This window comes from Luteibacter mycovicinus (genome assembly GCF_000745235.1).
Taxonomy (GTDB): Bacteria; Pseudomonadota; Gammaproteobacteria; order Xanthomonadales; family Rhodanobacteraceae; genus Luteibacter; species Luteibacter mycovicinus.
The window spans coordinates 560836-573215 of the sequence record NZ_JQNL01000001.1 but is presented as its reverse complement, the minus strand read 5'-3'; the positions used below and the strand labels follow the sequence as shown (position 1 = coordinate 573215).

Below are 12380 nucleotides of genomic sequence, written 5' to 3'. Positions count from 1 at the left end.
CGCCTCCGCGCTGCGTCACCGCCCAGCCGGCGCCTGCGTCGCAGGAGCGCGCCCTGCGCGCGAAAAGCCAGAACACCGCTTCCTGCGCTTCATCACGCATTGATTGACGCACGCGTACGTTACGTCCAGGGCAATAAGCCGCGATCGAAAGAGGTTCTGATGAAACGTCCGCTGCTTATCGCACTGGTTCTGCTTTCCGCTTTCTCCCTGAGCGGCTGCATCATTCGCGACCATCGCCACGGTGGCTACGGAGACCGCGGTGGTCCGGGTTACCATGACGATCGTGATCGTCATTGCGATGATCGCGACCATCGCTGCGATGACGATCGCGATCATCACTGATCGGCGGTTTTAAAATCGCAGGTGAAAAACGAAAGAGCCCGGCATATCACGTGCCGGGCTCTTTTCTTGGTGCCGTGCTTGCGACTCAGATATCGCGCGCGAGTTTGTCGGCGAGACCGATGTAGGACGCCGGCGTCAGCTCAGCCAGCGCCTGCTTCGCGTCGGCGGGCAGGTCGAGGCCAGCGATGAACGCGCGCATCGACTCCTTCGTAATCCCCTGGCCGCGGGTCAGGGCCTTGAGCTGCTCGTACGGCTCCGGCAGGCCGAAGCGGCGCATGACCGTCTGCACGGCCTCCGCCAGCACTTCCCAGCTGTTGTCGAGGTCGGCGGCGACGCGTTCGGCGTTGACGTTGAGCTTGCCCAGACCCTTGAGCAGCGACTCGATGGCGACCAGCGAGTGACCGTAGGCCGTGCCCAGCGCGCGAAGCACGGTGGAGTCGGTGAGGTCGCGCTGCCAGCGGCTGATCGGGAGCTTCTCGGCGAAGTGGCCGAGCAGGGCGTTGGCGAGACCGAAGTTGCCTTCGGCGTTCTCGAAGTCGATGGGGTTGACCTTGTGCGGCATCGTGGACGAGCCGACTTCGCCCGCCTTCAGTGCCTGGCGGAAGTATCCCAGCGAGATGTAACCCCAGATGTCACGCGCGAGATCGATCAGGATGATGTTGATCCGGCGCAGCACGTCGGCGAACTCGGCGATGCCGTCGTGCGGTTCGATCTGCGTGGTGTACGGATTGAAGGTGAGACCCAGACCGTCGACGAAGTGGGAGGCGAGACCCGGCCAGTCCACCGCGGGGTACGCGATGACGTGCGCGTTGTAGTTGCCGACCGCGCCGTTGATCTTGCCCGGGATCTCGATCGCGACCAGCTGCTTGCGCTGGCGCTCGAGACGCGCCACGACGTTGGCGATTTCCTTGCCCATGGTGCTGGGCGAGGCGGTTTGGCCGTGCGTGCGCGACAGCAGCGACAGGCCGGCGTGTTCGTGCGCCAGTGCGCGGAGTTTCGCGATGACCTGATCCAGCGCCGGCAGCAGCACCGACTCTCGGGCGTCGCGCAGCATCAGCGAGTAGGCGAGGTTGTTGATGTCTTCGCTGGTGCAGGCGAAGTGCACGAACTCCTTGGCCTGGGCGAGGGAGGGATCGTTGCCGATCTTCTCCTTGATGAGGTACTCGACCGCCTTCACGTCGTGGTTGGTGGTCGCCTCGATCGCCTTGATCCGCTCGCCGTCTTCGATGGAGAAGTCGTCGGCGATGGCGAGCAGGGTCTTCACCGCGTCGGCCGGAAAGGCCGGCAGCTCGATGATGCCCGGATGCGCGGCCAGGGCCAGCAGCCAGTGGATTTCCACATGTACGCGGCGATGCATGAGGCCGAATTCGCTGAAGATCGGGCGCAGCGGCTCGACCTTGGAGGCGTAGCGGCCGTCCAGCGGCGAAAGGGCGGTCAGCGTGGCGTGGGACATGGGGTGTTCCTGAGGCTTGGCGGGAGCAGCCGGAGATTATAACCCGGCGGGGTGGTGGGGTCCGGTTACCGCGAACGGCCAGGAGGCGGGCTCCCGCCAGAACGGGCCTCTACCGCTTAGCGGCGGCCCGACGGGAGCCAGACGGCTGGCGATGGGTGCTTGCGAGGCTTAATGTAAGGGAATCCCCACAGGAGCTTCCCGCATGACAAGGTTCCGCACCGAACGTGACAGCATGGGTGAGTTGAAGGTCCCCGCCAAAGCCCTCTACGGGGCCCAGACCCAGCGCGCGGTGGACAATTTCCCTGTCTCCGGCCTCACCCTGCCGCGCGAGTTCATCCGCGCACTGGGCCTGATCAAATCGGCGGCCGCCGAGGCCAACGTCAAACTGGGCCACCTCGACAAAGCGTCCGCCAAGGCCATCCGCGCCGCCGCCGAGCGCGTGGCAGCCGGTGAGGTCGACGAGCACTTTCCGATCGACGTGTTCCAGACCGGCTCGGGCACCAGCTCGAACATGAATGCCAACGAGGTGATCGCACACCTGGCCGAGGCGGCAGGGAGCCCGGTTCACCCGAACGATCACGTCAACGCGGGGCAGAGCTCCAACGATGTCATTCCGACGGCCATCCTGGTCAGCGCGACGCTGGCGACCAGCGAGAAGCTGCTGCCCGCGCTGAAGCATCTGCGCAAGGTCATCGACGGCCGGGCGAAGGAACTGAGGAAGGTGGTAAAGACCGGTCGCACGCATCTGATGGATGCGATGCCGATCACCTTCGGTCAGGAGCTTTCGGGGTGGTCGGCGCAGATCGGCGATGCCGCCGAGCGCATTACCGATACGCTGAAGCGCACGCGTCGTCTGCCGCAGGGCGGCAGCGCGGTGGGCACGGGCATCAACGCCGATCCGAAGTTCGGCCCGGCCGTGGCGACGGAGCTGTCGAAGCTGACGGGGCTGAAATTCGAGTCCTCGGAAAACTACTTTGCCGGCATGGCGGCACAGGACGCACCGGTCGAACTGTCGGGCCAGCTGCGCACGCTTGCCGTCGCGGTGATGAAGATCGCCAACGACCTGCGCTGGATGAATTCCGGTCCGTTAGCCGGGCTGGGTGAAATCGAGCTGCCGGCGTTGCAGCCGGGTTCGTCGATCATGCCGGGTAAGGTCAACCCGGTGATCCCCGAGGCAGCCGCGATGGTCGCCGCTCAGGTCATAGGCAACGACGCGACCATCGCGATCGCGGGTCAGTCGGGCAACTTCCAGCTCAACGTCATGCTGCCCGTCATCGCCTACAACCTGCTGCAGTCGATCGAGATCCTGGCCAACGTGACGACGCTGCTCGCCGACAAGGCGATCGCCGGCTTCAAGGTCAACCAGGAGCACATTCGCGAAGCCCTGGACAAAAATCCGATCCTGGTTACCGCACTCAATCCCGTGATCGGTTACGAGAAGGGCGCCGCGACCGCCAAGCAGGCTTACAAGGAAAAGCGTCCCATCATGGACGTGGCGCTCGAGACCACGGGGCTCAGCAAAGCCGAGCTGGCCAAACTGCTCGATCCGGCGGCGCTGACCAAGGGCGGGATCCACGGCGGCGGCGGAGGCGGCGGTTGACCCGTCGGGTCAGCCCAAGGAAATCAAGGTAGGAGCGCGCCCTGCGCGCGATAGGCGTCAGACGACGCCGGATCGCGCGCAGGGCGCGCTCCTACACGTGGGTCTGGCACGGTAGCTCGCCGCCTCTCCCGATTACGCGCGAGCATCGCCCAATCCCACCTCGCACGTACGACCGGCCCCTTGTTATCGATAATAATTCGCATTATCGTTCGCCGTGGTCGCTCTACCCTTGACGCGACAGGACGCAAGGAGTCGGCAGACCGGCATTCCGAATTCGCTCCCGGCTCCGCATTGTCCGTGGTTCCTGCGGCGAAAACCGCGGGTTGCTTGAGGTCGCCTCACACAACCGCGTCGCCGGGCTGCGCGACGTCCGACTTCTCTCTTCTCCGACGGAAACGCTACATGAAGGACCGCATCCGCCAGCGGCAAATCGTTATCGCGCTGACCCTCGCGCTCACCGCGCAAGCCGCGGCGGCGCAGGACAGCACGCAGGACACGGCGACGGACAAGACACGCAAGCTCGACCCGGTCGTCGTGACGGGCAGCGTGCTGGGCGCGTCGCGCGTGGAAGACGTCAGGACGTATGCGGGCAGCCGCCAGGTCATCGACCACGAAGCGCTGTCGACAGGTGCGAACCGGTCTCTTGACGATGCCTTGCAGCGCGTGCCCGGTGTGAAGATCTTCGACGAGACCGGTACCGGCGTACTGCCCCAGATCGCTCTGCGTGGTCTCTATGAAAGCCGCAGCGGTCGCGTTCAGGCGCTGCTCGATGGCATTCCGCTCTCGCTCGCGCCCTACGGACAGACCAGCCTCTCGCTGTTCCCGGTCACCATGAACCAGATCGACCGCATCGATATCGTGCGCGGCGGCGCCGCGGTGCAGTACGGCCCGAACAACGTCGGTGGCGTGATCAACTTCGTCAGCAAGCCGATCCCGGAGCGCTGGACGACGACCGTCGGCGAGAAGATCACCGCTTACGGCCGTGGCCAGATGCTCCGCGACACCTCGGTCTCGACCGGAGGTTACTTCACGCCGAACTTCGGCATGCAGCTCGACGCCGATTACCTCAAGGGCGAATACTTTCGCGGACACAGCGGCACCGACGTGAAAAACGTACGTCTGCGTACCGAATGGTGGATCGCGGACGACAAGGTATTGAAGGCCGATGTGCAGCGCTACGTGGCGCGCATGGATATGGCTGGTGCACTGTCTGTCGCCGATTACCTTGACGACCCGCGTCAGGCCACACGTCCGCTCGATCGCTTCCATGGCACCACCACGCGTGCCTCGCTGACGTATGAGCAGGATCTGGGTGCCTGGTGGGCCTTCGACAGCTCGAAGTTCAGCTGGACCAACTTCAGAGCGGACAGCGAGCGCAACTTCATCGTGGGCATGCGTCGTCTCGCCACCGAGACCTGGCGCCCCGATCTGCCGCCGCAGTTGCTGCAGAGTGCACCACGCGGCTTCAAAGTCTACGGCACGCAACCCCAGTTCAGCCTGCACGTGGATGGGCCGGTGTCCCAGCAGATCACCGTGGGCGCCCGTGCCGTCCACGAGGACATCGATTTTCTCGTGGGCAACACGGGCCTGGATAACGGCGTCTACACGCTGGTCCGCGACTGGCAGTTCCGCGACCGCGCCTGGGCGGGTTACCTCAGCGACGCCATCGGCTTCGCGGACGATCGGTTCACCGTGACGCCGGGTGTGCGTTACGAGCACCTCGACGCGACCTATCTCAATCGCGCCAACGGTGTGTCGTTCACCAACAACGTGCGCAACTGGCTGCCCGGCCTGACCCTGGGCTTCAAGGCATCGGAGCGCTGGTACGTCTACGCGGATGCGCAGCGCTCCCTGCGCGCGCCGCAGGTGACCCAGATCGTGTTCGGCGATAACCTCGATTCCGAACTCGCATGGAATTACGAGCTCGGTGCGCGGTTCAACCCATCCGCGCGCACGGCGATCCACGCCGACGTCTACCGGATCGACTTCGATAAGCAGATCCAGCTCGACAACACCACGCGTACCTACGGCAATATCGGCAAGACCGTGCACCAGGGCCTCGAGGCGGATGTCGCCTGGTCACCTGAAGTGCTGGACGGCCTGAAGCTCACCGCAGGCTATGCCTATCTCGACGCCGAGCAGAAATCCGGCCTGTACGAAGGCCTCCGTGTGCCATACACCTCGCGCAACCAGGTCAGTCTCGGCGCTTCGTATACACGTGGTCATACAACGGTCGCGTTGTCCGGCTATTACTTCAGCAGCGCGTACACCGATGCGGCCAATACGCGCGCGGAGAACGCTATCGCCTCGGTCGGTCAGCTTCCTTCCTACGCCGTATGGAACGCGCAGTGGACGCAGGTGCTGATGACGCGTGGCACGTCGGTGCTGACGGGATCGCTCGCGCTAAACAACCTTTTTGACAAGCGGTACTGGTACAGGGGAATCGATACCAGCCCGTGGGGCCGCCAGCCGGCTCCGAGTCGCAATGTGACTGTCGGGCTGGAGCTGTCCTTCTGACGCTCGACGTTTCGACGATCGGCCAGCTTCGCTTGGATCACCGTGCGGCCAACGGCCGCGGCACCCAAAGTTCGAGAACATTCGCACTACCCGTGCCGATCGGTAGCGGCACGGCCCGCGCGGGATTGTGCGCGAGCGAAGGCATGGTCGCGTTCGCCCAGTTCACCAGTGCAGTGGCGCAGTCCTTGCCATCGGGTGCATAGAGGAGGGTGGGCGTCTTCCATTCGAACGGGCCGTGGCGACCGTCACGTCTGGCCGTCTCGGTGACGTTCTCGACGCCCGCCGCCACGATGCCGAGCTGGCGCACCGCCGCGAGTTCGCGCAGCACGATCACGCGCTGGCTTTCCTCGTAGATCTGCGTATAGAGCATAAAAGGCTGGCGTGCGCTGCCGCAGGCCTTGATCGCCGCGTCGCGGGGTCCGACCGCCGACGGGGCGGCCGACGGCGGAGCGGGCGATGGCGCGGGCGGTGGCGGCGCGCTCGCAACCGTGCCGGTGACGGCACTCGTCGGTTGTGCGGAGGCTGCCCCGGGCGTTGAGGCTTGCGTCGCCGGCGGCGTGCGGGCGAGCACGTCGGCATCGCGTCGGGCCTGCAACACCGCATCTCGCTCTGCGTCACGCCAGGCCTGATAGTCGTCCATGGCCCGGTCCCAGTCGCCTTTCGACGCCATCCCGTCGGCGCTCAGGGCGAACGCCTGGCGGCTGCACTGGGTCGAGAGTCCGGCATCCGATGTGCGGAGGCATATAGGCTGCAGCAGGTCGCTCACATCCTGAAAGACGCGCTTCTGTTCGTCCGATAAGGTCAGGCCACCGATCACCGCGGTTAGCATGTTTACCTGCGCGTCCATCTCGCTGTCGAATTCGCCGCCCTTGACGGTGGGCGTGGACAGGTAATCGATGAGCAGACGGGTATCGCTGTTGAGCTGGCGAGCCAGATTCGCGCTTTCCGCTTGCAGGGACAGGCGTTGCTGCGAATGGGCGTCCCACGCCTGCCATCCGGCGAGCAGGGCGGTCAGCAGGGCGCCCACGCCGATGCCGGTACCGACGGTGGTGGCCAGTCGCTGTCCACGGGTCATTGGCGTCGCCGCCGGAGAGAGCGTGGCGCAGTTCGCGCCGAGGACCGGTGTGCTCCATGCCCAGTCGCCGGCGTGGCGCAGCATGGCGGCATCGACCGGCGCGCCAAGCAGCGCACCGAGTTCGCAATAACTCTCCCACTGGGCTTCGCTGTAGAACAGGTTGGTCGTACTTTGCTGGGGGAAGCTGCTGTCGCTGCCGGCGTAGCCGGCGACGTCCAGCGGCAGGTCGGTGGGGAGGCGTGGTTTGACCACCAGCAGCGTTCCACGCGTGCCATCGACATAGGTGATGCGGGCCAGCATCAGGTGGGCGTCGCCCGGTGCGGCTTCGAGGGTGTTCGGCGAGCCGAACAACGCCGCGAGCGGGCCGGCCGCCGGCGCCAGCTGGTCGGGATCCACGAACGCGATCGTTGCGTCGTAGTCGATGCGCGCCTTGCGCACCAGATTCTCGACATCCGCAAAGCGGAAATCGGGATCGGCGCCACAGTCGGCCAGCACGATGAGCGAGAGGCGTCGTTTGAGCAGCGCGTAGACGCCGGTGTTGTCGAACTGGCCACCGTCGGACAGATACCAGTCACGGCTGCGCAGGCCGGGAAAGCGCGCGAACATCTCGGCCAGCATCGCGCGGTATTTGGCGAACCATACTCGCCCGCGTACGTAACCGACCGTGAGGTTGGCCTGCCAGTAGCCGAGGCGGAGGCCGCTCAGAAAGGACATCGCCGCCGTGCCAGGCCGGGTCAACGATCCCATCCCCGAGCCCACGGCCGCGCCCGAAATCGCGATCCATTCGGCCAGTGTGGTGTGCTCGAGAAGCGCCTCCGATCCGGCCACGGGCCCGTGGGTTCCCGTTTCCACACCGAGCGCGCTCACGGTCAGGCTGACGCCTTTGCGATCCGCGTTATAGGTACCCGTGCGGTCGTCCACCGTCTGATTGATGCAACAGTTGACCAGATGAATGGGGCCGCCGAAGCGATGCGGCGTGTAGCTTGTCATTCCAGGGTCGTCGCCATCCAGCAGCCGGGTGACCTTGGTCACTTCTTCGGTGAGTTCGCGCGTGTTGTCCACGAGCGGGCTGGCCGGGAATCGCGGGCTGGGCGCCCCGTCGCTCGCGACATTGCCGACGGAAACATACGCCCGTGCGATGCGCGAACGGTAGAAGTAGTGCAGCGACGATCGATTGAGCTGTTGCAGGGCCCGTCCGTTGAGCAGGATGTAGATGGCGCTGACGATCGCCACCCATGCCCACCGCGCATACGCATTGCGCAGGAGGATGCTGAGTGGATCATCCTTCGCAGGAAAGATCAGCGTCTGGAAAATCGTCATCCAGAACAGCGTGAGGGCGAGCGTCAGGGCGATACCCAGCACGTTCGCCACGACACCCCACGAGATCTTCACCATGCCGCCTTTACCGCCGTCTTGCAGCATGGGCATGAGGTAGCGCGCGAGGCTCATCAGCAGCGTGGTGATTCCGACGCCGGCGGCGACGTGACCCGTCGCGTTCCCGCTCAGTGCCGCGACGAGCCAGACCTTCAGGTACCAGCTGAGCATGTCGAATGCGCCGAGGGCGAAGACCGCGGCAAGCGCCCTCAGGCACATCGCCAGCGCCGTCGTGTAACGCACGCGGTTGGCTTCTTCCTTTCTTCGCAGGCCACTGACCCGTGCGCAGAGCCATGCGAGTGGCGCGGGTAGCAGGAGGAAGGCCGCGGTGCCCAGCAGAATCTGGTCGAACGAGGCCGGAGTGGCTCCGCCCTGAGCCGTGTAGGCCCAGTGTCCGAGGTACATGCCGACGCCGGCGGCGATCAGAGCGGTCGCTATACCGCTACCCGTTTCCTTCCCGAGGAACCAGTACCCGTAGCAAGCCGTAAGCACACCAGCCAGCGGAACGGGTAAAAGCCACCACCAGAGGCTGACGGCCAGGGGTATGTTTTGTGTGAGGGGGACGAACCACGAATAGGCGAGGTGAGGAAGGGTGACCGCGCAGGCGACCAGCATCATCAGCACCAGGACCTCCGCCTGAGTGGCGAGAAAGCCGCGAAGCTGGCTTGAAAACGCCTGCAGCAGGTCGCGAGCACCGGCTGGTGCGAGAAAGCGACCGTTGTTGCGTAGCCACCACAGGAACAACGACCGGTCATTGGCGACGCCGGCTTCCACTGAGGCGGCGTCGCCATGGGCGCCGGCATGAAACAATCGGCCCAGTGCCGATCCGATGTAGCCGCCGCCCGAGACAGTGGACAGATAGTCGAACCGGTGCAGCACCTTGTTCCGCGCCAGCGCGCGCAGCAGGCCCAGGCAGAACGTCGCGCTGCGAATGCCGCCGCCCGACAACGCGAGGCCGATGACGGGCTCGCCGCTGGCCACGCCGGCCTCGGAGCGCCGCCGGGCCAGCGCCTCGCTTTCAGTTTCCACTGCCGTCATATCCGAATCCCTTGGCTGGGTCGATACGATGCGGCGGTCCCCACGCCGGGCGCTTCGTTACGTTGTTGTAGCGTCCGTGCCGATGGCTCGCAACCCGCCATCCAGCGTATTCCCGTGCGCTGGCGCACGAATCGGAAAGCGCCTCGCACATCGGCGGCGGTCAGCAGCGGCGCGTGAAAGCAAACGGCCCCCGAAGGGGCCGCTGCCTGGTGCATGGATCAGCTGTCGTCGCGCCATCGGCGGAACCAGATGGCACCGGCGATCATCGCCACACCCGCCGCGGCTCCGATCCAGAGCGAGGGGCTGGCCAGCGCGCTGTAGTGGTAGGCCAGATCCAGGCTTTCGAGCAGGTCGGCCGGATTGTCGTGACCGGGGACGATCATGGGGGACGCATTGCCGACCCATCCACCGGGAGCCAGGCTGCCCAGCAGGCGGCCCACGATATTCTTCCAGAACCAGCCACTTTCCAGACCCGCCAGGCCCATCAGGCCGAACCAGCTGACGATCACGCCGGCACCGAGGGGCAGGGCGATCGCCCAGAGGAACGGCTTGCCACGAGCCCAGGCGGAGCAGAGCAGCAGCCAGCCGATGGTGGGCAGCGCCCAGATCGCATACAGCGGGATCAGCAGCACCAGCTTCAGCACGACCTGAATCGGGTGAGCCTCCATCAGCAGGCGCCAGATGCCCAGGCCATGCAGGGACCCGACCACCGCCAGCACCATCGCCAGGCAAAGACCCACGACCACGCCGACCACGATGGAAATGACGGGGGCGACCAGCGCGGCACTCGCCACCTTCGACAGCACGGTGGACGTATCGGACAGCGGCAGCGACTTCCAGAACAGGATGCTGCGGTCGCGTCGGTCGTCGTACAGCGCGCCAAGGCAGTAGAAGAAAATCACGATGGCGGTGACCGCGAGCACGATGCCAGCCACGGCGTACAACATGATGTCGACGGCCGCACCCGCATTGCGTAGCTGCTCGGCGTCCATGCCGCCCTGGAAGTGCATCTGGTCGAACTTGAAGCCGCCCCACTTGCTGCTGCGGCCGAACACTTCGCCCACGGCGATGCCCATGGTGTTGAGCACGAGGAAAACGATGCCGGTGATCACCGGGGCCCAGAAAAACCCGCCCTTGTGCTCCCAGAATTCGCGCTTGACCATCCAGTAGAAGGTTTTCATGCGTAAGTGCCCTTCATGGTGGCGACGAAGAGGTCGCCGATCGACGGACGTCGTACCTCGCCCAGCTCTTCCAGCTTCAGCCGGTTGACGTTGTCGAAGAGGAAGATGCTCTTGCCGAACACCTGGCGTTCATCCAGGGGTTGCAGGGCGCGTGCGGCGGGAGCGTGTTCGGCGCCGACCAGAACTTCAGCGAAGCGCTCGCCCAGGCTGTCCATGTCCGTATCGAGCACGATCTTGCCGTCGCGGATGAACATCAGGTCGGTGAGGATGTGTTCGATTTCCTCGACCTGGTGGGTCGTCACCAGGATGGTTTTCTCTTCGTCGAAGTAGTCTTCCAGAAGGCTCTGGTAGAACTGCTTGCGATAGAGGATGTCCAGGCCCAGTGTCGGCTCGTCCAGGACCAGCAGCTTCGCGTCGATCGACATCACCAGTGCGAGGTGCAGCTGGACGATCATGCCCTTGGACAGCTGCTTCACCTTCTGCCCCGGCTGCAGTTTGGTGCGGGCCAGGAAGGCGTCGCACTTCTTGCGGTCGAACCGGGGGTGCGTATTGGCGACGAAGTCCACCGCGTCACCCACCTTGAGCCAGCGCGGCAGCACCGCGACGTCAGCGATGAAGCAGACCTGTTCCATCAGCTTGCCGCGATCCTTGCGGGGGTCGAGGCCGAGCACGTTGAGCTCGCCGTCGAAGGTGGTCAGGCCAAGGATCGCCTTGAGAGCTGTGGTCTTGCCGGCGCCGTTCGGGCCGATCAGGCCGACGATGCGGCCCGAACCGATCTGGAAGGAGGCGCCATCCAGCGCAAGGGACGACTTGAAGCGCTTGGTCAGGCCGGTGGCGGTAACGACCGCGGTCATGACGGATCCTCTGTGGAGCCATGGGCTTCACGCATCAGGGTTTTCAGGTCGAGGCCCATGCGCTGGAGGCGGGCGAACAGCGCCGGCCACTCTTCGCGCAGGAAGCGCTCTCTCTCACTTTTAAGCAGCGCGTCGCGCGCTCCGTCAATCACGAACATGCCAAGACCCCTCCGTTTCTCAACCAGTTGTTCGTCGACCAGCTCCTGATACGCCTTCGAAACGGTCAGCGGGTTGATCTGAAAATCCCCCGCGACCTGGCGTACCGACGGCAGCGGGTCGCCCTCACTCAAGGCGCCGTCCAGAATCATCGCCACCACGCGTTCGCGCAGCTGGCGGTAGATCGGGACGCTGTCGTTCCAGGTGATGGACATGTAGTTCAATCCTTCGCCGTGCGGCGCAGTGCATTTCCAAACGAATAGTAGGGCATGGCCAGCTGTGCGCCGATAAGGGCGGCGGCGCGATCCTCCGCGCTGCGCTTGAGCGCGGCGGCGGCCGAATCGAGGCTGGCATCGCTACCCAGAGCCGCTTCGCGCACATCGGCGGCGGTGGGGCGGACTTCCAGGGCGGGCAGGTCGACGACGCGGACGCCGTTGACGAAATGGGGTGCGGCAATCATGGCGGCAGCACGGTCATCGAAGGAGCGCAGGGCGAACACGCTGGTTCCGGCGATGAGTACAGAGGCGGTCAGTGCGATGAGATTCGGCGCTTTCATGGGACGACTCCGATGACGTGCTGCGGGCTTTGCCGTGCAGGTGTTGAGGTTAGAGGGCGGCGACGGTGGCGCCGGTGTCGGCGTAAACGACGACGGGGGCCATGTTCGTGACCTTGGTGCCGTTGATCACAGCCAGCGGCGCGGCGGTCGTCGACGTGCTGCTGAAAACGGCCAGGCTGGCGACGGCGATGGCGACGGAAGCGGCGAGGGCGATGTAGTTCGGGGATTTCATGA

The 12380-nt window shown here is 65.0% G+C and carries 10 protein-coding genes; 2 read left to right on the top strand and 8 right to left on the bottom strand.

Translation table 11 applies throughout. From position 1 onward, the window contains the following. Window positions 1-15: 15 nt before the first annotated feature. Both FA85_RS21785 and purB read right to left on the bottom strand, forming a co-directional pair. Window positions 16-336 (bottom strand): hypothetical protein, encoded by a 321-nt coding sequence (locus FA85_RS21785; RefSeq protein WP_156108704.1) that lies wholly within the window; start codon window positions 334-336, stop codon window positions 16-18. Window positions 337-427: 91 nt separating this feature from the next. Then, window positions 428-1795: an adenylosuccinate lyase gene (gene purB / locus FA85_RS02490; protein WP_036112325.1), complete on the bottom strand. Its 1368-nt coding sequence runs from the start codon at window positions 1793-1795 to the stop codon at window positions 428-430. A 202-nt stretch (window positions 1796-1997) separates the two neighbouring features. Here purB and FA85_RS02485 point away from each other — a divergent pair, with 202 nt between their 5' ends. Both FA85_RS02485 and FA85_RS02480 read left to right on the top strand, forming a co-directional pair. Beyond that, on the top strand, window positions 1998-3395 hold the full coding sequence (locus FA85_RS02485; RefSeq protein ID WP_036112327.1) for a class II fumarate hydratase: 1398 nt from the start codon (window positions 1998-2000) through the stop codon (window positions 3393-3395). Between the two features lie 402 nt (window positions 3396-3797). Then, window positions 3798-5912, top strand: a complete 2115-nt coding sequence (locus FA85_RS02480; RefSeq protein WP_036112330.1) for a TonB-dependent receptor family protein — start codon at window positions 3798-3800, stop codon at window positions 5910-5912. 37 nt (window positions 5913-5949) lie between these two features. Here FA85_RS02480 and FA85_RS02475 read toward each other — a convergent pair whose 3' ends face one another. From FA85_RS02475 to FA85_RS02450, 6 genes are all read right to left on the bottom strand, one after another. Continuing rightward, entirely contained in the window at window positions 5950-9399 is a 3450-nt protein-coding gene (locus FA85_RS02475; RefSeq protein WP_036112333.1) for a patatin-like phospholipase family protein, read from the bottom strand. Window positions 9400-9617: 218 nt separating this feature from the next. Further along, window positions 9618-10580, bottom strand: coding sequence for a hypothetical protein (locus FA85_RS02470; RefSeq protein WP_036112336.1), 963 nt, complete (start codon window positions 10578-10580; stop codon window positions 9618-9620). Beyond that, window positions 10577-11434: an ABC transporter ATP-binding protein gene (locus FA85_RS02465; protein WP_036112339.1), complete on the bottom strand. Its 858-nt coding sequence runs from the start codon at window positions 11432-11434 to the stop codon at window positions 10577-10579. Before FA85_RS02465 ends, FA85_RS02470 begins: the two co-directional genes overlap by 4 nt. Next, window positions 11431-11805, bottom strand: coding sequence for a GntR family transcriptional regulator (locus tag FA85_RS02460; RefSeq protein WP_036112341.1), 375 nt, complete (start codon window positions 11803-11805; stop codon window positions 11431-11433). The genes FA85_RS02465 and FA85_RS02460 overlap by 4 nt, the downstream gene beginning before the upstream one ends. A 5-nt stretch (window positions 11806-11810) precedes the next feature. Further along, window positions 11811-12146: a hypothetical protein gene (locus tag FA85_RS02455; RefSeq protein WP_036112344.1), complete on the bottom strand. Its 336-nt coding sequence runs from the start codon at window positions 12144-12146 to the stop codon at window positions 11811-11813. A gap of 49 nt (window positions 12147-12195) precedes the next feature. Beyond that, a complete protein-coding gene (locus FA85_RS02450) occupies window positions 12196-12378 on the bottom strand; it encodes a hypothetical protein (RefSeq protein ID WP_036112346.1) in 183 nt (60 codons plus the stop codon). Window positions 12379-12380 lie beyond the last annotated feature (2 nt).

Bases quoted from the DNA above. Each gene is read 5' to 3' on its own strand.
- FA85_RS21785 (WP_156108704.1), bottom strand. From the start codon at position 336: ATGATCGCGATCGTCATCGCAGCGATGGTCGCGATCATCGCAATGACG.
- purB (WP_036112325.1), bottom strand. From the start codon at position 1,795: ATGTCCCACGCCACGCTGACCGCCCTTTCGCCGCTGGACGGCCGCTAC.
- FA85_RS02485 (WP_036112327.1), top strand. From the start codon at position 1,998: ATGACAAGGTTCCGCACCGAACGTGACAGCATGGGTGAGTTGAAGGTC.
- FA85_RS02480 (WP_036112330.1), top strand. From the start codon at position 3,798: ATGAAGGACCGCATCCGCCAGCGGCAAATCGTTATCGCGCTGACCCTC.
- FA85_RS02475 (WP_036112333.1), bottom strand. From the start codon at position 9,399: ATGACGGCAGTGGAAACTGAAAGCGAGGCGCTGGCCCGGCGGCGCTCC.
- FA85_RS02470 (WP_036112336.1), bottom strand. From the start codon at position 10,580: ATGAAAACCTTCTACTGGATGGTCAAGCGCGAATTCTGGGAGCACAAG.
- FA85_RS02465 (WP_036112339.1), bottom strand. From the start codon at position 11,434: ATGACCGCGGTCGTTACCGCCACCGGCCTGACCAAGCGCTTCAAGTCG.
- FA85_RS02460 (WP_036112341.1), bottom strand. From the start codon at position 11,805: ATGTCCATCACCTGGAACGACAGCGTCCCGATCTACCGCCAGCTGCGC.
- FA85_RS02455 (WP_036112344.1), bottom strand. From the start codon at position 12,146: ATGAAAGCGCCGAATCTCATCGCACTGACCGCCTCTGTACTCATCGCC.
- FA85_RS02450 (WP_036112346.1), bottom strand. From the start codon at position 12,378: ATGAAATCCCCGAACTACATCGCCCTCGCCGCTTCCGTCGCCATCGCC.